Here is an 18,558-nt window from a genome sequence, read left to right on the forward strand (position 1 = left end):
TTTATTTTTCCGCAGGCATAAAGATGCGAATGGAAATGTGATTTAAAAACACCCATAAATTTATTTAACCCTATTAAGTATTTATTAATATAGTCGATATATTAGGCATAGAGGTGTTAAGCATGGTAAGCAAAGCCAGGGAAAAGGCGACCAAGAAATATTTACAGAAACTTGACGACGTGATCTTTCGGGTAAAAAAAGGCCGAAAAGCGGAAATAAAGGCGCACGCCGAGGCTCTCGGCATGAGCCTGAATGCTTATATTAATCATTTGATCGATAAGGACATGGGCTCCTCCAATTAATTGTGATGTATCTCTGCGTCGTTTTGCCGCGTTTTCAAGGTTCTCCGGAACAAAGGCAGTAACGGTCCCGTCCGATCAAAGGCGGGGCGTTTTTATTTCTGCTTTTCTCCCGGAAACAGCATTCCAAAAACAAATTCAAATACTCCTCCATCCTCTTATCTTTGTTTCGCATTGTCGGGCCCCCTTTCTTTGTCATGATTCAAAAAACGTAACACATTCAGAGAAAGAACCATAGATTAGTCTAGTGAAACAAATTCATCGACCGCTATCTGCGAAAATATACGGAGGCAAATTGAAATGAAACGAAGAGAAATTCCCCTGAACCAGTTGCCGGTCGGCGCCAAAGGCAGCGTTACTTCCCTGCTGTCCGACGGCACCACGAGGCGCCGCATGCTGGATCTCGGTTTAATCGACGGCACACAGATCGAATCGCTTTATCAAAGTCCATCGGGAAATCCGGTTGCTTATCTGATCCGCGGAGCCGTGATCGCGCTCAGGTCCGACGTGTCCGCAAAAATCATGGTGAACGCATAACCGACAGGGCAATTCCGTTTGAATCAGGCAAACCGGGGCGTCCTCCGAAAACCTGCTCGCCCGGATTTGCCCTGCTGCCAATAAGCCGTACGCCCGTAAACCGGCCTGTCTGCTTCGCCTCACCGTGTGAAAATGCGGAAGGCTGAAATTTATACTTTACTTTTTTAAAACAATAAATTATAATATTGAAGAAAATAAATAAATCCATAACACTGCCGGGCAATGGCGCCTGGCTTTCGTTATGGATTTTTTTATAACGGCGCATGGCCGACCGCAATTCAGGCATTTTTAGGGCATCCGAAGTCCGTATCCGAATCAGGCGGACCCGATGTTGTGCAAATAGAAAGAAGGGTTAAAATTTATGGAAACTTTCGCAAACATTCTTTCACAAGTCGACGGTTTCGTCTGGGGGCCGGTTCTCCTGGTTCTGCTGATCGGTACGGGGCTGTTTCTCACGGTCAGGCTGAAATTTCTGCCCTGGAGGAATCTCGGCTATGCTCTGAAATCCGTACTGAGCAAAGAAGCCCGCAGAACCAATCGGGGCATGGGAGATATCTCCCCGTTTTCCGCGCTGATGACAGCGCTGGCCGCGACCATCGGGACCGGAAATATCGTTGGCGTCGCTACGGCCATGGTTCTGGGCGGACCCGGCGCGCTGGTCTGGATGTGGATCTGCGCCATTATCGGCCTGACGTCGAAATACAGCGAGTGCATGCTGGCCATCAAATTCCGCGAAACGAACGAAAAGGGCGAAATGAGCGGCGGCCCGATGTATACGATGAAGAATGGATTCAAGATCAAATGGGTTGGCAAACTGCTCGCATTTCTGTTTGCCCTTTTCACGGTGCTCGCTTCTTTCGGCATCGGCAATATGACGCAGGCGAATTCCATTTCGGATGCGGTTCACAGCACGTTCAACGTTCCGACCTGGGTCACCGGGCTGGTCATCGCCGTTCTTGCGCTGATCATTCTGGTCGGAGGAATCGCCTCCATCTCCAAGGTATCTTCCATTCTGGTTCCCACCATGGCGGTCTTCTACACCATTGGCGGTTTAATCTGCGTTGCAGCAAATTATAAAAATATCCCCTCCGGAATCGGGCAGATTTTCAGCATGGCGTTCTCTCCCACTGCGGTCGCGGGCGGGGTCGGCGGCACCATTACGGCCAGCATGATGCAGGCTATGCGCTGGGGCTGCGCGAGAGGCGTTTTCTCCAACGAGGCCGGGCTTGGCTCCGCCGCCATTTCGGCTGCGGCGGCCACCACCGACCACCCATCCCGTCAGGGTTACATCAGCATGACCGGCACCTTCTTCGACACCATTGTCGTCTGCTCTATCACCGGACTGACGATCGCGTCGTCGGGCGTTCTCGGTTCCACCGGAGCGGACGGCAAAATTGTAACCGGAGCCGCGCTGACCATTCAGGCATTCTCCACCGTGATGGGAAAAGCCGGCGGATGGATCGTCACCGTCGGGATCGCTTTGTTCGCCTTCTCCACGATCATCGGCTGGGAGTACCATGGGGAAAAAGCTCTGGAATATCTGGTCCATAAACCCCTATATTGCTATATCTACCGCATAGTCTTTTCCGTCGTCGCCTTTGTCGGCGCGACAACATCGCTGGAAATCGTGTGGAACTTCTCGGATGTGATGAACGGGCTGATGGTGTTTCCGAACCTGATCAGCCTGATTGCCCTGAGCGGCGTGATTGCTGAGGAAACCTTTGATTTTCAGGACAATGTGCTGACCCCGGAGCGCCTTGCCAGAAAATCAGCCAGACTGCAAAAAGAAACAGATTGACGATCGGTCTTCCGAGCCGAGACAGGCCCCCGGACTTTATGGTTCGGGGGCCTGTTTTTGATGCGGTAAGCCGGATGCCCGGTTCCGGTTGCCGGAGCCGCAGCTTCGCCAAAAGGGCTTTTTTTGAGATCCAGGTTTTAAAAGCTTTGTTTTAATGATGAGCCAGACCAAAATATAACAGAACAACGGCCCCCAGGACGATGCGGTAATAACCAAACGGTTTGAAATCATGTTTTTTAATATAACCCATCAGAAAGCGAATGGCAAAAATCGAGACCAGGAACGCCGTCACCATTCCGCACAGCAAAACGGCGGCCTCCATCTGGGTGTAGGCAAACCCGAACTTTGCCATTTTCAGCAGACTTGCCCCCAGCATCACAGGAATGGCCAGAAAGAACGTGAACTCCGCCGCGATTTCCCGCGAGGCGCCGATCAAGATCGCTCCCAAAATCGTCGCACCGGAGCGGGAAGTCCCCGGAATCAGCGACAGCACCTGGAAAATACCGATGAAAAAAGCCGTTCGGTAAGACAGCACGGTGAAATTCCGGATGGACGGCACCTTTCCGCGGTTTCGGTTTTCCACCGCGATAAACAGAATTCCGTAAAGGATCAGCGTAACGGCGACGGTCTGGAAATTGTAGAAAACCGCGTTGATCGGGTCGTCGAACAAAACCCCAATAACTCCGGCGGGAACACAGGCGCACAGGACCTTCGCCCAGAGCGACAGAGTTTCTCTTTTCTGCCTCGGCGATTTCCGCCGTGAAAACGGATTCAGCTTATGGAAATATAAAACAATCACCGCCAGGATCGCACCGAACTGAATGACGACAAGAAACATTTCCATAAACTGCGCGGACAAATCCATTTTGATCCATTCATTGGCCAGGATCATATGACCCGTGCTGCTGATCGGCAGCCATTCGGTCAGCCCTTCTATGATGCCGAAGATCACCGCTTTCAAAAGATCCATCGAATTCCATTCCCCTATTCTTCAATAAAATTAATATCCGCATGAAACGAACCAAATCCGGCCGCATCTCATTTCTGAAAACTCAGGATTCTATTATAATTTTTTCTTTGAGGAATTGCAAGGAAATCAAGTCGTTTCAGATTGCGGATTCGCCTCCCTATCTTAAAGAAGTAGTTATTGACATATGCCCATAACCGTGTTACGATGAAATCACATCCGGAATACCTGGGTTCGGGCATATCAAATACTACGCAGCTTACGGCAAAATAAAACCAAAGGAGTATGATGATGATGAAAATCGCGGTCGCATGCGACGGAAAAAACGTGTCCGTCCATTTTGGACATTGTCAGGGATTCGAACTTTTCACAGTGGAAAACGGAAAGGTCTCGGGCCGTCAATTCTATCAAAATCCCGGCCACAAACCCGGCTTTTTGCCGGACTTTCTCAGTAAGCTCGGCGCTAAAACGGTAATTACCGGCGGGATCGGCGGCGGCGCAACCGATATTTTCAAAGAAAAAAATATCGAGGTGATATCCGGCGCGGAAGGAGACGCCGGAGAAAACGTGGAAAAATATTTGGAAGGCAAACTGGAATCGTCCGGCAGCGTCTGCCATGAGCACACATTTGAAAGCACCTGCGAAGAGCACAGCCGCCACTAGCCGAATACCGCAAAAGCCCGGGTGAACACCTTCTGTTCACCCGGGCTTTTGTTTTGGCGGGACCTCCGGCTTAATCTTAACCCAGGCAATTTCACAGTGTGGCAAGCCTTGCCGGAAATTATTTGTTTCCCATTCAAAAAACGATTGAAGTGCCGATTCTTTATGGTATAAAATAGAGAGGAAAGTCGAACGGACTCTCAGGAATTTTTTGCGGAAAGATGGTCTTTCCGCCGGGAAGGCGGCAGAAAGGAAAAGTTATGAATATCATTGTTATCGACGGTCAGGGCGGCAGCCTTGGAAAACAGCTGATTACCCAGCTACGAAAAGCCATGCCGAACCAGCCGATCACCGCGATCGGAACAAACAGCATCGCCACGTCCGTTATGCTGAAGGCCGGCGCCGACACCGGGGCCACGGGGGAAAATCCTGTTCTTGTCGGCAGTTCCGGAGCCGATCTCATTCTTGGCCCAATCGGGATACTGATCGCGGACGCGCTTTTGGGGGAGATCACGCCGGCCATGGCGGCGGCGGTGGGAAAAAGCCCTGCGGTAAAAATTCTGATCCCCGTCAGTAAATGCAACTGCACGATCGCCGGAACACCGGATCTGCCCTTGGCCAAGTATATTGAATCCGCCGTCTCAAAAACAGTGGAACTGGCACAGGGCAAATGCGCCGTTTCGTTTTAATCTTCCGAAACGGTCCCGCGCGTGTCATTTTTTGTCTTCCGAAGGGAACGAAAGCCTTATGAAAAAAATTCTCCTGCTGACTACGGGCGGCACGATCGCCTCCGAACCGACCGAAGAAGGTCTGGCGCCCGCAATGGACGGAAACCAATTCGCGGCCTACCTGAGCGGGCTGGCCGCGAATCATCGGATACAAATCGAGAATCTGTATCAGCTGGACAGCTCCAACATCCAGCCGGAGGAATGGCAGGGAATGGCAAGGGCCATTGCCGGTGCCTTCTGCCGCTACGACGGTATTGTCATAACACACGGGACGGACACCATGGCATATACCGCATCCGTTCTGTCCTATATGCTCCGCAACATTCCGATTCCTGTCGTGCTGACCGGCTCACAGCTCCCGATCCGGCATCCGCTGACCGACGGAATCGAAAATCTGCGCTGTGCGTTTGCCATGGCGGCCAGCGGCAGAACGGGCGTTTTTGTGGCCTTTGACCGCAAAATCATTCTGGGAACACGGGCGGTCAAGGTGCGCACCACGGGATTCGACGCTTTCGAAAGCGTGAATTGTCCCTACGCCGCCATTGTGGATTCCACGGGACTGAACCTGAATGAAGCCGTCCTGCAAAAGCCTTCTGGAAATTTTCAGCTGATGGACGGCCTCTGCGACAGCGTGATCCTGGTCAAGCTGACGCCGGGGCTGAATCCGGAAATTTTCGACATGCTGCTCAAAATGAAGTACAAGGGGATTGTGATCGAAGCGTTCGGAGCGGGCGGACTGAATTTTGTCCGCCGCGATCTGATCTCCAAACTTCATAAAGTCGTTCAGTCCGGCATCACCGTTGTCGTATGCAGCCAATGCCTGTACGAACGGAGCGACTTCACCATTTATCAGGCGGGGCAGAAAGCGCTGGAATCGGGCGTGCTGCAGGCCTACGACATGACGACCGAGGCCGCCGTCACAAAACTGATGTGGGCTCTCGGACAAACCGGCCGACCGGAAGAGATCAGGCGGATTTTCGCGACCTGCTATGCCGGGGAAGTCAGTCCCGCGTAGCCGCTCCGCTGCGGCCGCGTCCCTGCCCTGCCTCCGCGGCCCGGATCCGGCTCAGAATGGAAAAGCCCTCCGCGTCGACTTGATCCCCGGCGCAGATTGCCCGTTCCAATTCGTGAGAAGCGAGCTTCGCATAACCGTATTTACAATACAGTTTTCCAAGGCGGAGCAGGATACCGTCGCCCCGAATCGGCTTTAAAAGCTCCAGCGCCTTTAAAAATTCGTTCAGAAGGCCGGCCCGCAGCAGGATTTCCAACAGGCCGAAAAGGGAATCCAGATACTCTTGGGACACTTCTTCGCCCGCCGGAAGCGGCGCACAGGGTTCTCCCTTCAGCAGCGGGCGGAAGGCTGCTGCGACAAGACAATCCGGCCTCTCCAGTTCCGGCCCGAATTTCCCGGTATTCCGCCGGAGCTCCGCGGGGCCGAGGAGAACGCAGAGCTGGCGAAAGAAGGCGGCGCCGCTCGTCCGGCGGCAGGGGGCCGCTTCCAGGCAGCGGAACGCGCGCCGGTACTGCCCAAGAAAGAACCGGCAGATTCCCTCGCCGTAGCAGGCTGCGGGGCATTCCGGCGCCAATCGTTTCGCGCGGATGGAAAACTGCATGGCCTGGCGAAACATCCTCCTGTCGTAGAACAAGTCCGAAAGAATGAGCATCGGGCAGACGTCTTTTTCAGCCATTCTCAGGAGACGGGATTCCAGCCGGTCGGGCCCGCAGCCTTCCTCTTGGAGAAGGTTGATCATACGGGAAAAGGCCTCCCGGTCATTGGGATTGCACCGGATTGCCTCGCGGCAGTGACGCAGGGCCAGCTTCCGCTCGCCGAGCCGCTCATACAACGCGGCAAGCCGGTCGTGGGGTTTAAAGGTGGATACGCCGAGCACGCTGTTTCCGTCGGGCGGAGGCGGTCCCATACGGACACACTTCCGATAGGAACGGATGGCTTTTAATAATTTTCCGTGCCGCTGAAACATGCTTGCCCGGAGATACTCGAAATCCGGCAGTTCCGGGTAAAGGGCGAGGCCCTCCTGAATGTAGCGGCACTGTTCCCCGGTTCGTCCGAGCTGCTCACAGCACAGAATCATCCGGGTCAGCAGCATGGAGCCGTACCCCAGCGACGGCTCCAGCGTCCGGTAGCTGTCGCGGTAGCAATCCATCGCCTCTTCCGCTTTCCCAACGGTCAGATATTCGTTCCCCAAATTGAACTGCATAAAGCCGTTTTCCGGATCATCCTCCAATTCCCGCCGGATCAGCTCGATATTCCGGCGGTGTTTTTCTTTCTTTTCGATTTCAGAAGATAAATACCCGTAATGATAAAACCTGATCTCCGTGGCGGTCATGCCCGGCGGCCCCCCCGCCCCGGTAAGCTGTTCATGCACGCGGCCCCTGTAAAAATAGCCCCTCCCATTCCGGATCAGCCGGACGGTCATCGTGACCAGAATATTGCTGCAGTCCGCGCGGTCCCCGGAATAGCTCAACGTTCTTCCGCAGTAGACCTCAGAGGCTCCGTCCGGATCCCGGACCAGCTCAAGCAGGGCTCCCCGGTCCCCGGGTTCCAGCTCATCGTCCGCGTCCATTATCAAAATCCAGGTTCCGGTCGCTTTGGACAGCGCGAAATTCCTTGCCTCCGAAAAGCTGCCGCTCCAAGGCCGGCGGAACACTTTCGCTCCATAGTGCCGGGCGATCGGCACCGTACGGTCCGTGGACCCGGTGTCCACCAGGATGATTTCGCCGACAAGGCCCTCTATGCTGTCCAGACACCTGACCAGATTTTCTTCCTCGTTCTTCACAATCATGCAAAGGCTGACTGACATAGCAAGACCTCCGTTTTTGTCGGATTCCGCGGGTTGAACTGCTTTCTACTCTGTATAGTAAGATTTTGACTCATGGAACGTGACAACGGATTTGGGTTCGCGCGCCACCCACTGACGGCGGAGCAGAGGATTCGCGGCCGGCAGTCAAACAGCATACGGGAAATTGATTTTTTCAACAAATGCTGTTATAATGAACCGTCGCTTCAAACGGTGGCCCTGCCGGCGGAAAAGCGCAACCGTTGCCGCGGCCGTATCCTGGACGGGGATGAAATAAAATAAAAAAGGAGAATACGGCATTGAAGAATTTGGGATTTAAAGTCAGACATATTGGGCTGAACATGCAGGATGAGCCGGAAGCCAAAAAAACGGCGGACCTGCTGCTGGACCTTTTTGGCTTTGAGGAATCAGAAACTCCGATTTCTATTTTTTCGAGTCCGGAAATTGAAGTTATGAAGAAAAAGGGAGCGGGACGGCTCGGTCACATCGCGATTGAAACCACGGATATCGGGGAAGCCCGAAATTACCTTGCCTCAAAAGGCATCGAATTCGATGAAAATTCGGCTGCTTATTTTGACGGCGGCAAACTGAAATTGATTTATCTCAAAAACGATATAGCGGGATTCGCATTTCATCTCGTTCAAAAATAAAAAGCGGACACAATCTCAAAATCCGAACGGTTCCGGTTCTATTAAAATTGTTTTTCCTGTCATTCATGGAAATAAATTCTTAAAAAAATTAAAGGTGTCGGAATAGAATGGGAAAAAACGGTATAAAATGATGATAATGATATTTTAATATAAGGAGGAATTTCCATGCCTCGCGGCCGCAGAACCGGAGCCGACTCGATCGGCGAACAGATTGAGAAAATTGACAGCGAGATCGAAACGTACAAACAAAAGATTTCACTTGCGCGTGAAAAGAAAAAGTCCCTTTTAGCCAGGAAGGAAAAGGAGGAAATCTCCGAATTATATCAGGCCGTCAAGACCAGCGGCAAAACAGCGGGTGAATTTTTAGATACGCTGAACAGCCGGACGAAATAAGCGAAGACCTTTAAAGCCTGAGGAGATTTCAGACCGGCAATAAAAGTGAAAAGTTAAATCAATCATATGGAATCGAATTAAAAAAGAAAGACAAAATGCAAAAGGCGCATGGAAATAATTCCATGCGCCTTTTGTTCCTTTTCAATAATAAATCCGGCTGCAAAAATCCCCCGCCGAACCTTTGCGGGGGAAATCATGACATCTTATTCAAAATTCCTGGAAAAGCGGGCATTCAGCGGGGCGTTTCCGTCCACCGCGCTGAGAAAATTTTCAATCTGTTCCTGCGCCGTGGCCAAAGCGTCGGAAAACACGAAAAGCAGATGGTCCAGCGCCTGGGAACATTCCGGATCCGGCGCATCTCCCGCGACCAGTCCCTTTCCCTTCTTGGAAAACCCCGCGATAAAAATCAAAACCTTCAGCATCCGTTTCCATGTCTTTCTGGGTGAATAAAGAATAGAAAGACAGCACCGCATGGACAGCAGACTGCGGTCGAGCTGCCTGCGGACCGCATCCGGATAAAACGGCTCGGCACAGGCTGTGGCACCGCTCCCCTTCGGGATCAGCGGTTTCGGCGAAAAACGGTCCGGATCGATTTTCTGGCGGCGCATCAGCAGACGGTCAAACTCCGCTTCAATGGCGGCATGGGATAAACCGTCCTGCTGCATAAAATCTCGAATGACCGGATGGCAGCCGCTGTCGAGCGTAAAGTGACAGATAAAGCCGATTATGTAGGCAAGCCCGCCCTCGTCGCCGTCTTCCCGAAGGACGCAGACCGCGTTTTTCAGAAAGCCGGAGGCCGGTTCCCAATGGATCTTTACTCCCGTGACCGGCTTTCTCCGCAGAGGATGATAGTAGAACAGGAGATCCGGGCCCTGAAGGCCCAGAAGATATTCTTCCTTATGATTTTCGATCACGTGAGTCAATTCCTCAGGAAGCAGATCCTTAACCTTCAGTCCAAACAAAAAATGCGCGTAAAGTCCAGGCAAGCTCTTCCCTCCCCCCGTTTTGGACTCAACAATAAATTGATTATACACTAAATATATTAATTTTGCATTAATTTTTTAAAAAGGATAAAATTGTAATTTTAATAAATTACAGCCAGAAAATGCTGTCACCTTTTTGCTGCTTGCTTTTTTTCTTTAATCTTGCAAGCTCCTCCGTCAGTTCCAGCCGGTCCCGGAACCGCGAGCCTTGATCCCGGATCCCCGCCACCGACAGCGAGATCAGCGGAAATTTTTCTTTTCTCCCCCTGCGGTTCTCCGCCGAGATATATCCGTTCTGCACGTCCTGGGCGTTATAGAGTTCCAAAACCTCCGTATGGAAATCCCTCACGGCCTGTCCGCAGTATTCCTCGGCCGTTTCGCACTGCGTCACAACGACAAAATCATCCCCGCCCACATGCCCGGCAAACTGGTCGGGGGGCAGATGCCGCTGCAGCACCTCCGCGAGCAGCCTGATCACGGAATCCCCGTTTTCGAATCCGTAGACGTCGTTATAGGCCTTGAAGTTGTCAATATCAAAATATATCACACAGTACGGCTTTTCACAGGCCAGGCACTGGTCAATTTTATGTTCGATCACCACATTCCCGGGCAGACCTGTCAGCGGATTCTGGTATTTGGCGTTGACGACTTCGATTTCCGTCGTCTTCTGAAGGAGGTCCTTGATGGTGACCGTCCCAAGGTATTTTTCATCGCGGGTGACAACGATGAAATCATACAGCTTATCCGGCGTCCGGGACATGGCCGCGTTGGAGACGGCATTGATCGGCGTGCAGCAGTCCACGGACAGAAAACGGGTATCCATCAGAAAGGAAATGGGTTTCTTCTGGTGAAGGCTGAACCCGTACCTGCCGCTGAGCTGCAGGACGAGATGCGACTTTGTCACAACGCCCAGGACTTTCCCGTCCTTCACCACGCAGCAGCCGAACGCGTCAAGATCGTCTTTCAGCCTGTCGAAAACCGCCTCGACTTTCATTTCGGGCGGAATCGTTTCCGTCGGCGTGCAGATATTTGAGATATAGATATTGCTGGCCTGTGTGCCGAGGATATGCTTTTTTCTGCGGTTGAGCTCAAGAATCAGCTCCTTCGCGGCGGGTTCGGCTTCCCGGATCTGCTCGTCCGGCCTGCACAGAAAATATCCCTGCGCATACTGGACGCCGAGGTCCACCAGCGTCTCCAGCTCGCGCCGCGTCTCAACGCCCTCCGCAATCAGATCGATGCCCGCGGTCCTTGAGAGCTCCGCCATGCTTTTGACAAGGGCATAGCGGATGTTGTCGCGGTCGATACCGCGGACCAGGCTCATGTCCAGCTTGATATAATGGGGGCGGATGCTGCCGATCAGGTTCAGCCCGGAATAGCCCGCCCCCGCATCATCCACCGCGATATGGTAATTCTGTCCCTTGTAGTGTTCCACCGTTCCGACAAATCCCTGCATATCGGACACCGCATTGCGTTCCGTGATCTCAAAAATAATATTTTCCGGCCGGATTCCGTATTGCTCCAGATATTTGTGGGTGAACCCCTGGCGGAATTTTTCGTCGTGCATCACGTTCGGATTTACATTCAGAAACAGTTTCTTCCCAAGGACCGCGTATTCCAAATCCAGATAAGCGGTCCTCAAAGCCGTGGTTCTGCATAAAAGCTCCAAATCCCACAGGCGTTCGCTTTCTCCCGCCGCCTGGAACAGCTGCTCCGGATCGGATATGCCCGTTTCGCAGGTCATTCTGCTCAGCGCTTCATGGCCCAGCACGGAACCGTCCTTCAAAGAGACGATCGGCTGAAAAACAGTTTTAATGCAGCCCCCGTCGATAATATGGTCAAGATCCTGCCTGTGCTTTGAGTCCACTCCGATTCCCCTTCTTTCCCTGTATCGCGCGCTCTGCATCCATTATAATTTCCCGTCATATTTTTCCTGTTAACCGGATGTAAAATGAAGGTTAAACCTCTTTTTAAATTATTTACATGCTCTGAACAAGGCTCTAACAGACTGGTCCATCGAAAGCGCTATACTAGTTGCAGAAAAAAACGAAGGAGCATCACACATGAGAAAAGAGGCCGCAAAAAAGAAAAAGCGCGGCATCGCCCGGAAACTGATTCTCGCCTTCTGCGCTGTCTCCGCCTGCTCCGCGGCCGTCGCCGCGATTGGCAGTCACGGTATGGCGCGCGCAAATTCAGCCGCAGAAGAAAGCATGCGGGTTGCGGAAAGGCTGCCGGCCGCCGCCCACGCCATGACCTGTCTTTCGCACATGGAATCTTCCGCGCGCGATGCGGTGATCAATTTCCATAATTCCGAACTGTTTGAATCGGACAAGGCCTCCATTGACAAAAGCCGGAAAGATTATCAATCTTATGAAGCGGAGCTGCTGCGGTCCGCCGGCTCCCCCGAAGCCTCGAAAGAACTGACGGAGGCCGCGGAGCAATTCCGGAAAGCGTTTGATCCCAAAATCACAGACGCGATAAAAGCCGCCGACAGCAGCCAGCTGGCCCAGGCGGACACCCTTCTGCAAAACAGCATCGCCCCGGAGGAAACGATCCTGCAGCATTATCAGAACTTCATGGACCTTCAGAACCGGGCGTCCGCCGGGGCGGCGGCAGAGGAAAAACGGGTCTCTTTCTTTCTCTTTCTCCTCCAGGGCGTTTTTTCGCTGTGTGCCATCGCCGCGTCCCTGTGGTTCGGCATCCGTTTTTCCCGTTCCATCGGGCGGCCTCTGGGTTCCATCGCCGAAGCCGCGCGAAAATTTTCCAACGGCTCGCTGGACCTGCGCATTTCCTACGCCGGCAGCGACGAAATCGGAGATCTCGCCGATTCTCTGAACGCGTCGTTTCGGCGGCTGCAAGATTATGTTTCGGAAACCGCCGCTATTCTGCTGAATCTTTCGGAAGGGGATTTCACCGAAGCGGATATTCCGGACTTCCCCGGAAATTTCGCCCCTCTATCCGCTTCCATCAACAGCATCCGGGAAAAACTCAGCGCGTCCTTCTCCCAGATCGGCTCCTCGGCAGACCAGATCGGCGCGGGAGCGGCGCAGGTGTCGGAAGGCGCGCAGCAGGTCGCCCGCGGGGCCGAGAAGCAGAGCCGCTCCGTCGATCAGCTCACCGTTTCCGTCAACGGCATTCTGGAAAAATCGCGGGAAAACGCGGACGATGTCGCCAGGATTCTGAAGGACACCGGCGCCGCGCTGGAAAGCGTGGAGGAAAGCGACCAGCAGATGAAGCGGCTTCTTGCGCTGATGGAAGAAATCCGCGCCTCTTCCGAAAAGATGCGGCAGATTTTGGCGCAGATCGACTCGATCGCATTCCAGACCAACCTTCTGGCACTCAACGCGTCCGTTGAGGCCGCCCGGGTCGGGAGCGCCGGGCACGGTTTCACGGTCGTGGCACAGGAGGTGCGCGCTCTTGCGGAAAAAACGGCGGCGGCGGCAAAACAGACGGACATTCTGATTGAGGATTCCGTCCAAAAAATCGGGAACGGCTGTGAAAGGGCGGAAAAGACCGCGTCGGAACTGACAAAAACCGCCGGGAAATTCGCGGAAATCAACGAAAGCATCGGCAGGATCACGTCGGCATCCGAAGATCAGGCAAACAGCGCGGAACAGGCCGCGCTGTCCGCCGAGCAGGTCGGCGCAGTCATCCGCACGAACGCCGATCTGTCCTCCCGAAGCGCCGCCGCAGGTGAGGAGCTCTCCGGCCATGCGGAGCTGCTGAGAAAACTGCTCGCCCAGGTTCGCCTTCAGGGGGAGCCCGGCACCCGCGATCAGGGCAAAATTTTTTCCTGAGGCTAATGAAATGGTTCTGAATGAAGCGGGATCCTGAATATGATTGTAATACCTCACTAAAGGATCTGACCAGAATGGACCATGAGACGAACGCCGAATTCCGCACCTTCCGCGGATACCAGTTGATCAGCCAGAAAGAAGGCCAGCTGACACCCGCCATGGAGGATTACCTGGAGATGATCTTCCGCCTTTGCAGCAAGGACGGCTACACACGGGTCGGCAGGCTTTCCGAGCTGCTGCATGTCAAGCCGTCCTCCGCTTCCAAAATGATGATGAAACTCGCTGAAATGGGATATTTGAAATACGACCGATATGAAATCATCCTATTGACGGAGAAAGGGCGCAGCGCAGGAGAATACCTGCTGGACCGCCACAACACCGTCGAGCGGTTCCTTCTTCTTGCGGGCAGCAGCGAACCATTGGAGGAAACGGAATTGATTGAGCATTCGCTCAGTGAAAGGACCGTCTCCTGCCTTAAAATCCTTCTCGATTTTTTCGAGTCCGACACACAGTCCCGAAAGCGTTTTGCCGAATTCAAAGACAAACGATAGCTTGGCGGAAAACACCTCCCGACGTAGTTATGTTCCTACATCGGGAGGTGTTTTCTGCCGGCACGCCGGACAGGGCTCTGACACGGCAGTCTATCCTTTGGATTCCGTTTCGGTTCCGCAATCCGGACAAGACGGGCAGCACCTTCTCCGGCAGCCGCACAATTCCCCGTTGGAACACAAGCGGTAGTTTCCCCCGCCGATTTTCAGCGTTCTGCCGTTCACGATGCAGTCCGCCAGCTTGTGGCGGGCCTCCCCGTAAATTCTCTGTACCGTGGAGCGCGCGACGCCCATTTCGGCCGCGGCCTCTTCCTGGCTGAGCCCGTTCCAATCGATCAGCCGAATCACCTCGTACTCCTCCACCGTCATCAAAAGGGGATCCGCCGCATCGGTTCCGCCCTCGGGGCCAAACACGCTGACCTGCGGCATGCAGCAGACTCTCCTGCATTTTCTGGGCCTTGGCATCGTCCCACCTCCAAACCGGACCAAACATCTTACGATTCATGATATCATATCGCCCGTTTGTCAAAAAGCATCCGCTTTCAAATGACCCTCCTCTGTTTCCATTTCCCGCCGGAAAAACGGATGAGAAACACGAGGGAGCGGACAACCCAGTCGATATACATGGCGAACCAGGTTCCCGGCAGCCCAAGGCCCAGCAGGAGACTGAGAATATAGCTGAACCCGATTCGGAAAACCCACATGGAAAGCATGGAAGTCACCATGGTGAAACGGGCGTCTCCCGCGGCGCGCAAAGCGTTCGGAAGCGTAAAGGAAACAGGCCAGATCACCGCGTTGAACACCGCGAAACAAGTCAGGATCTGGGAGGCGCTGGCCGTCGCCGCAGCGCTGAGATGGAACACCCCGACGATCGGGCCGGCAAACAGGAACAGGGCGACATTGATCATGCCCATGGAGAGATAAGCCGCTTTCATTAGGCGTTTGGTATAAAAAACGGCATGGTCGTAATCCTCGGCTCCAACGCACTGCCCGACCACGGTAATCAGCCCGAGGCCGATGGCATTCCCCGGAATATTGGAAAAGCTGGAAACGCTGTTGGCAATGGCGTTGGCCGCGATGGCGGAAGTCCCAAATGTAGTGATCAGATTCTGCACCAGCAGCTTGCCAACCTGAAACATTCCGTTCTCCAGCCCGTTTGGAACACCGATCGCCAGGATCTTCCGTATCATGTCGGGATGAAATTCAAAACGAAAAATATTTTCGATAAAGATAAGGTTCTCTTTTTCCTTAATCAGAATCAGCATGAGCACGGCCGCAACAATCCGGGACAGCAGAGTGGCCGTGCCGGCCCCCGCCACGCCCCAATTGAACCCATAAATCAGAATCGCGTTGCCGACGATATTAATCAGGTTCATCAGAATGGAAACCACCATGGAAATGCGGCTGTTTCCCATCGACCGGTAGAGCGCGGCGCCAGCGTTATAAATGGCCATGAACGGATAAGACAACGCCGTGAGATAATAGTAGGTTTGCGCGTTTGACATCACGTCGGGCGCTATCCCGCCGAAAACGAACCGCAGGATCTGACGGCAGAAAATCACGGAGAGCACCGTGATTCCGGAGGCCATTGCCGTGATGGTATAAAGCAGCTGTTTGGCGGACCGGCAGGCGCCCTCCCGATTCTGGCTGCCGAGATACTGGGACGCCACAACAGCCCCTCCCGTTGCGAGAGCCGCAAAAATCTGGATCAGCAGCGTATTGACCGCGTCGACCAGCGAGATGCCGGATACCGCCGCCTCCCCGGAGGTCGCGACCATGACCGTATCGGCCATTCCAATCGTGACAGCAAGAAATTGTTCTATCACCAGCGGCCAGATCAGCCGCACCAGTTCCCTTTTGGAAAAAGGCTCTTTTTCCAAGTGATCGCTTTCCGTAATACCGTTTTCCCTTCAATATGTATTCTGCTTTTAACATATTTTTAATGTATTATAGCATAGACGCCACGGAAATCATAGTCGTATTTTTTACGCCTTACCATTTCCTGACGCAAACTCCGTTTTTCCGGCGCCAGTCCCGGATTCAAATATGATCTTCCCGGAAAAGGCAAGAGGCCCGCAGATCATCTCCCTGCGGGCCTCTGCTTTACATATATTTTAGTTCAATGATTTGCCAAACTGTAGATTTGATAAACATCACTGCGGTCCAGGACCCGGAAGCTGCCCACTTTGCGTTCCCCACGGAAAACGCACCGGTCGGCGAGCTCCCGAAGGGTCTCCTCCCTCTGCACGCCGATACCCAGGCCGGAGAAATCGATTGGCATGTTCAGGGATTTAAAATAGGCTACCGTCTTTTCTATCCCCTCCAGCGCAGCCGCCTCCGTGTCGGCGCCGGCTGCGTTCCAGACATTCCGGGCATAGCGGGCAAAGCGCTCCGGCTTGGAACGATAGCAATAATGCGCCCAGGAGCTCCAAACGGCGGACAAGCTGGCGCCGTGAGCCACGTCGAACATCGCGCTGAGCTCGTGTCCCAGCTGGTGCACCGCAAAATCTTTCAGGGCGCCCAGGCCGGTCAGATCGTTGTGGGACAGGCTGCCCGCCCACATCAGCTCGCTCATCGCCTGATAATCATCCGGGCGTTCCAGCGCCTTGGTCCCGTTGCGGATCACCACGCGCAGCAGCGCCTCCGCGATCTCATCCGTCAGCTCGTTCCCTTCCGTCGGAGTAAAATAACGGTCCAGCGTATGCATCATGATGTCCACGATACCGCAGGCAATCTGGTACTTTGGCAACGTGTACGTCAGCTCCGGGTCAAGGAACGCAAAGCGCGGACGGTTCAGTTCGTTGCTCAGTCCCCGCTTTTCGCCGGTGTCCTGATTGGTCAGCACGGCGGCTTCGCTGGCCTCGCTTCCGGACGCCGAAATGGTCAGGATGACGCCCACGGGCAGGCTGGCTTCCGGTTTTGCCTTCTGAAGCCAGAAATCCCAAAGATTTGTTCCGGGATTCGCGGCTCCGAGCGCAATTGCCTTTGCCGTGTCAATGACGCTTCCCCCGCCGACGGCCAGGATGAAGTCCGCTCCGTATTCCACGGCCAGACTCACGCCCTTTTCCGCAAGTTCCAGCCGGGGGTTCGGCTTCACGCCGCCGAGGCTCCGGTATGCCAGGCCCGCTTCCTCCAGCGCCCGGCCGACCTTCGCCAGCAGTCCGCTCTTTTCCGCGCTGTGTCCCCCGTATACCAATAAAATCTTTTTCCCGCCGAACGCCCGGATTTCAGCCGCGACATTCCGTTCGCAGCCGCGGCCGAACAACACCTTGGTCGGAGAATAATAAGTAAACCCGTTCATCGCTGTCTTCCTCTCCTTGTGATACGAATGCAATATTTTCCACCAGCAATCTTGGCTAATGGTATTATAGCATTTTCTCACCAACATAGGAACAGCCCGGTCAGAAATGCAAAAGGCTCCCTCAGGGGTCCTCTGCTTATCGTTCCAACCCGCACAGCTCACAGGCAACCTTCGCGCCCAGCTCGGCGTTGTTGTAGACGAGCCGGATGTTGGCTTCCAGGCTTTTTCCCCCTGTGATCTTCTGAATCTTGTCCAACAGATACGGGGTGATTTCCTTGCCCTTGATTCCAAGCCGTTTGGCTTCCGCGCAGGCTTCGTCGATGGAACGGCTGATGTAGCCGGGGTCCATGGCGTATTCCTCCGGAATCGGATTGGTCACCAGAAGTCCGCCGCCGAGGTTCATATCCTGCTTTGCGCGGCAGATGCGCGCCAGCTCATTCGGGGTCTCCACACGGTAATCCACCCGGAATCCGCTTTTCCTCGTAAAAAACGCCGGCAGTTCCTCGGTCCGGTAGCCGAGAACGGAAACGCCTTTCGTCTCGAGATATTCCAGCGTCAGCCCAAGGTCCAGGATCGATTTCGCGCCCGCGCAGACCACCATGACCGGCGTCCGGGCCAGTTCCTCCAGATCGGCGGAAATATCCATGGTAACTTCGGCCCCGCGATGAACCCCGCCGATCCCGCCGGTCGCAAAAACCCGAATTCCCGCCAGGGCCGCAACGATCATGGTGGCGGCTACGGTCGTCGCGCCGTCCCCCCCGCGCGCGGCCAGCACCGGCAGGTCCCTGCGGCTCGCCTTGGTCACCGCCAGTCCCTTTTTGCCGAGATAGGTGATCTCCTGTTCCGTTAAACCCGCGCGCAGTCTTCCCCCGATGACCGCGACAGTCGCCGGCACCGCGCCGTTATCCCGGATGATCTTTTCCACGTTCAGCGCCGTTTCCACGTTTTTCGGGTACGGCATTCCATGGGAAATGATGGTGGACTCCAGCGCCACGACCGGTCTGTTGTTTTCAAGCGCGTCTTTGACCTCCGGGGACACGGTTAAATATTGTTCAAGCGATTTCATTTGAATGAACTCCTTTTC

The 18,558-nt window shown here is 54.1% G+C and carries 20 protein-coding genes; 11 read left to right on the forward strand and 9 right to left on the reverse strand.

Features of this window, described 5'->3' with window-relative positions:
- Nucleotides 1-122: 122 nt before the first annotated feature.
- Entirely contained in the window at nt 123-302 is a 180-nt protein-coding gene (locus EQM14_RS12300) for a hypothetical protein (RefSeq protein WP_128743404.1), read from the forward strand.
- A gap of 297 nt (nt 303-599) precedes the next feature.
- The gene (locus tag EQM14_RS12305) at nt 600-836 is read left to right on the forward strand and encodes a FeoA family protein (protein WP_128743406.1); all 237 of its coding nucleotides are present in this window, start codon (nt 600-602) and stop codon (nt 834-836) included.
- Here EQM14_RS12305 and EQM14_RS12310 read toward each other — a convergent pair.
- Nucleotides 820-1,122 (reverse strand): hypothetical protein, encoded by a 303-nt coding sequence (locus EQM14_RS12310; protein ID WP_128743407.1) that lies wholly within the window; start codon nt 1,120-1,122, stop codon nt 820-822. The two genes, EQM14_RS12305 and EQM14_RS12310, sit on opposite strands and share 17 nt — an antisense overlap.
- A gap of 75 nt (nt 1,123-1,197) precedes the next feature.
- Here EQM14_RS12310 and EQM14_RS12315 point away from each other — a divergent pair, with 75 nt between their 5' ends.
- The gene (locus EQM14_RS12315) at nt 1,198-2,634 is read left to right on the forward strand and encodes an alanine/glycine:cation symporter family protein (RefSeq protein ID WP_128743409.1); all 1,437 of its coding nucleotides are present in this window, start codon (nt 1,198-1,200) and stop codon (nt 2,632-2,634) included.
- Between the two features lie 151 nt (nt 2,635-2,785).
- Here EQM14_RS12315 and EQM14_RS12320 read toward each other — a convergent pair whose 3' ends face one another.
- A complete protein-coding gene (locus tag EQM14_RS12320; RefSeq protein WP_128743411.1) occupies nt 2,786-3,604 on the reverse strand; it encodes an undecaprenyl-diphosphate phosphatase in 819 nt (272 codons plus the stop codon).
- 282 nt (nt 3,605-3,886) lie between these two features.
- On the opposite strand from EQM14_RS12320, the gene EQM14_RS12325 reads away from it, so the two are divergent.
- The 3 genes from EQM14_RS12325 to EQM14_RS12335 all read left to right on the forward strand — a co-directional run bounded on the left by EQM14_RS12325 (nt 3,887) and on the right by EQM14_RS12335 (nt 6,004).
- A complete protein-coding gene (locus tag EQM14_RS12325; RefSeq protein WP_442861462.1) occupies nt 3,887-4,264 on the forward strand; it encodes a NifB/NifX family molybdenum-iron cluster-binding protein in 378 nt (125 codons plus the stop codon).
- Between the two features lie 257 nt (nt 4,265-4,521).
- Nucleotides 4,522-4,950 (forward strand): DUF3842 family protein, encoded by a 429-nt coding sequence (locus EQM14_RS12330; protein ID WP_128743413.1) that lies wholly within the window; start codon nt 4,522-4,524, stop codon nt 4,948-4,950.
- 58 nt (nt 4,951-5,008) lie between these two features.
- Nucleotides 5,009-6,004, forward strand: coding sequence for an asparaginase (locus EQM14_RS12335; RefSeq protein ID WP_128743414.1), 996 nt, complete (start codon nt 5,009-5,011; stop codon nt 6,002-6,004).
- Here EQM14_RS12335 and EQM14_RS12340 read toward each other — a convergent pair.
- Nucleotides 5,991-7,808 carry a tetratricopeptide repeat-containing glycosyltransferase family 2 protein gene (locus EQM14_RS12340; protein WP_128743416.1) on the reverse strand — a complete coding sequence of 606 codons (1,818 nt, stop codon included), beginning with the start codon at nt 7,806-7,808 and terminating at the stop codon, nt 5,991-5,993. The two genes, EQM14_RS12335 and EQM14_RS12340, sit on opposite strands and share 14 nt — an antisense overlap.
- A 72-nt stretch (nt 7,809-7,880) precedes the next feature.
- Here EQM14_RS12340 and EQM14_RS12345 point away from each other — a divergent pair, with 72 nt between their 5' ends.
- The 3 genes from EQM14_RS12345 (at nt 7,881) to EQM14_RS12355 (ending at nt 8,848) form a co-directional block, all read left to right on the forward strand.
- On the forward strand, nt 7,881-8,087 hold the full coding sequence (locus EQM14_RS12345; RefSeq protein ID WP_128743418.1) for a hypothetical protein: 207 nt from the start codon (nt 7,881-7,883) through the stop codon (nt 8,085-8,087).
- 17 nt (nt 8,088-8,104) lie between these two features.
- Complete coding sequence (locus EQM14_RS12350; RefSeq protein ID WP_128743420.1) at nt 8,105-8,455, forward strand: VOC family protein; 351 nt, start codon at nt 8,105-8,107, stop codon at nt 8,453-8,455.
- 165 nt (nt 8,456-8,620) lie between these two features.
- Nucleotides 8,621-8,848 (forward strand): hypothetical protein, encoded by a 228-nt coding sequence (locus EQM14_RS12355; protein ID WP_128743422.1) that lies wholly within the window; start codon nt 8,621-8,623, stop codon nt 8,846-8,848.
- Between the two features lie 203 nt (nt 8,849-9,051).
- Here EQM14_RS12355 and EQM14_RS12360 read toward each other — a convergent pair whose 3' ends face one another.
- Both EQM14_RS12360 and EQM14_RS12365 read right to left on the reverse strand, forming a co-directional pair.
- Nucleotides 9,052-9,834, reverse strand: coding sequence for a zinc dependent phospholipase C family protein (locus EQM14_RS12360; RefSeq protein ID WP_164919075.1), 783 nt, complete (start codon nt 9,832-9,834; stop codon nt 9,052-9,054).
- A gap of 106 nt (nt 9,835-9,940) precedes the next feature.
- Entirely contained in the window at nt 9,941-11,695 is a 1,755-nt protein-coding gene (locus tag EQM14_RS12365; RefSeq protein WP_243112523.1) for an EAL domain-containing protein, read from the reverse strand.
- A 196-nt stretch (nt 11,696-11,891) separates the two neighbouring features.
- On the opposite strand from EQM14_RS12365, the gene EQM14_RS12370 reads away from it, so the two are divergent.
- Together EQM14_RS12370 and EQM14_RS12375 are read left to right on the forward strand one after the other, a co-directional pair.
- Complete coding sequence (locus EQM14_RS12370) at nt 11,892-13,625, forward strand: methyl-accepting chemotaxis protein (protein ID WP_128743427.1); 1,734 nt, start codon at nt 11,892-11,894, stop codon at nt 13,623-13,625.
- 74 nt (nt 13,626-13,699) lie between these two features.
- Nucleotides 13,700-14,176: a metal-dependent transcriptional regulator gene (locus tag EQM14_RS12375; protein WP_128743429.1), complete on the forward strand. Its 477-nt coding sequence runs from the start codon at nt 13,700-13,702 to the stop codon at nt 14,174-14,176.
- Nucleotides 14,177-14,266: 90 nt separating this feature from the next.
- Here EQM14_RS12375 and EQM14_RS12380 read toward each other — a convergent pair whose 3' ends face one another.
- From EQM14_RS12380 to EQM14_RS12395, 4 genes are all read right to left on the reverse strand, one after another.
- The gene (locus EQM14_RS12380; protein ID WP_128743431.1) at nt 14,267-14,638 is read right to left on the reverse strand and encodes a DUF134 domain-containing protein; all 372 of its coding nucleotides are present in this window, start codon (nt 14,636-14,638) and stop codon (nt 14,267-14,269) included.
- Between the two features lie 77 nt (nt 14,639-14,715).
- Nucleotides 14,716-16,053, reverse strand: a complete 1,338-nt coding sequence (locus EQM14_RS12385) for an MATE family efflux transporter (RefSeq protein ID WP_128743433.1) — start codon at nt 16,051-16,053, stop codon at nt 14,716-14,718.
- A gap of 239 nt (nt 16,054-16,292) precedes the next feature.
- Nucleotides 16,293-17,474, reverse strand: coding sequence for an iron-containing alcohol dehydrogenase (locus EQM14_RS12390; RefSeq protein WP_128743435.1), 1,182 nt, complete (start codon nt 17,472-17,474; stop codon nt 16,293-16,295).
- A gap of 136 nt (nt 17,475-17,610) precedes the next feature.
- Nucleotides 17,611-18,540, reverse strand: a complete 930-nt coding sequence (locus EQM14_RS12395) for a pseudouridine-5'-phosphate glycosidase (RefSeq protein ID WP_128743437.1) — start codon at nt 18,538-18,540, stop codon at nt 17,611-17,613.
- Between the last annotated feature and the right edge of the window lie 18 nt (nt 18,541-18,558).

It is taken from the genome of Caproiciproducens sp. NJN-50, from assembly GCF_004103755.1.
In the GTDB taxonomy this organism is placed as follows: Bacteria; Bacillota; Clostridia; order Oscillospirales; family Acutalibacteraceae; genus Caproicibacter.

Bases quoted from the DNA above. Each gene is read 5' to 3' on its own strand.
- EQM14_RS12325 (WP_442861462.1), top strand. From the start codon at position 3,887: ATGATGATGATGAAAATCGCGGTCGCATGCGACGGAAAAAACGTGTCC.
- EQM14_RS12375 (WP_128743429.1), top strand. From the start codon at position 13,700: ATGGACCATGAGACGAACGCCGAATTCCGCACCTTCCGCGGATACCAG.
- EQM14_RS12390 (WP_128743435.1), bottom strand. From the start codon at position 17,474: ATGAACGGGTTTACTTATTATTCTCCGACCAAGGTGTTGTTCGGCCGC.
- EQM14_RS12395 (WP_128743437.1), bottom strand. From the start codon at position 18,540: ATGAAATCGCTTGAACAATATTTAACCGTGTCCCCGGAGGTCAAAGAC.
- EQM14_RS12380 (WP_128743431.1), bottom strand. From the start codon at position 14,638: ATGCCAAGGCCCAGAAAATGCAGGAGAGTCTGCTGCATGCCGCAGGTC.
- EQM14_RS12335 (WP_128743414.1), top strand. From the start codon at position 5,009: ATGAAAAAAATTCTCCTGCTGACTACGGGCGGCACGATCGCCTCCGAA.
- EQM14_RS12300 (WP_128743404.1), top strand. From the start codon at position 123: ATGGTAAGCAAAGCCAGGGAAAAGGCGACCAAGAAATATTTACAGAAA.
- EQM14_RS12345 (WP_128743418.1), top strand. From the start codon at position 7,881: ATGGAACGTGACAACGGATTTGGGTTCGCGCGCCACCCACTGACGGCG.
- EQM14_RS12340 (WP_128743416.1), bottom strand. From the start codon at position 7,808: ATGTCAGTCAGCCTTTGCATGATTGTGAAGAACGAGGAAGAAAATCTG.
- EQM14_RS12320 (WP_128743411.1), bottom strand. From the start codon at position 3,604: ATGGATCTTTTGAAAGCGGTGATCTTCGGCATCATAGAAGGGCTGACC.
- EQM14_RS12310 (WP_128743407.1), bottom strand. From the start codon at position 1,122: ATGCCTGAATTGCGGTCGGCCATGCGCCGTTATAAAAAAATCCATAAC.
- EQM14_RS12330 (WP_128743413.1), top strand. From the start codon at position 4,522: ATGAATATCATTGTTATCGACGGTCAGGGCGGCAGCCTTGGAAAACAG.
- EQM14_RS12355 (WP_128743422.1), top strand. From the start codon at position 8,621: ATGCCTCGCGGCCGCAGAACCGGAGCCGACTCGATCGGCGAACAGATT.
- EQM14_RS12305 (WP_128743406.1), top strand. From the start codon at position 600: ATGAAACGAAGAGAAATTCCCCTGAACCAGTTGCCGGTCGGCGCCAAA.
- EQM14_RS12315 (WP_128743409.1), top strand. From the start codon at position 1,198: ATGGAAACTTTCGCAAACATTCTTTCACAAGTCGACGGTTTCGTCTGG.
- EQM14_RS12370 (WP_128743427.1), top strand. From the start codon at position 11,892: ATGAGAAAAGAGGCCGCAAAAAAGAAAAAGCGCGGCATCGCCCGGAAA.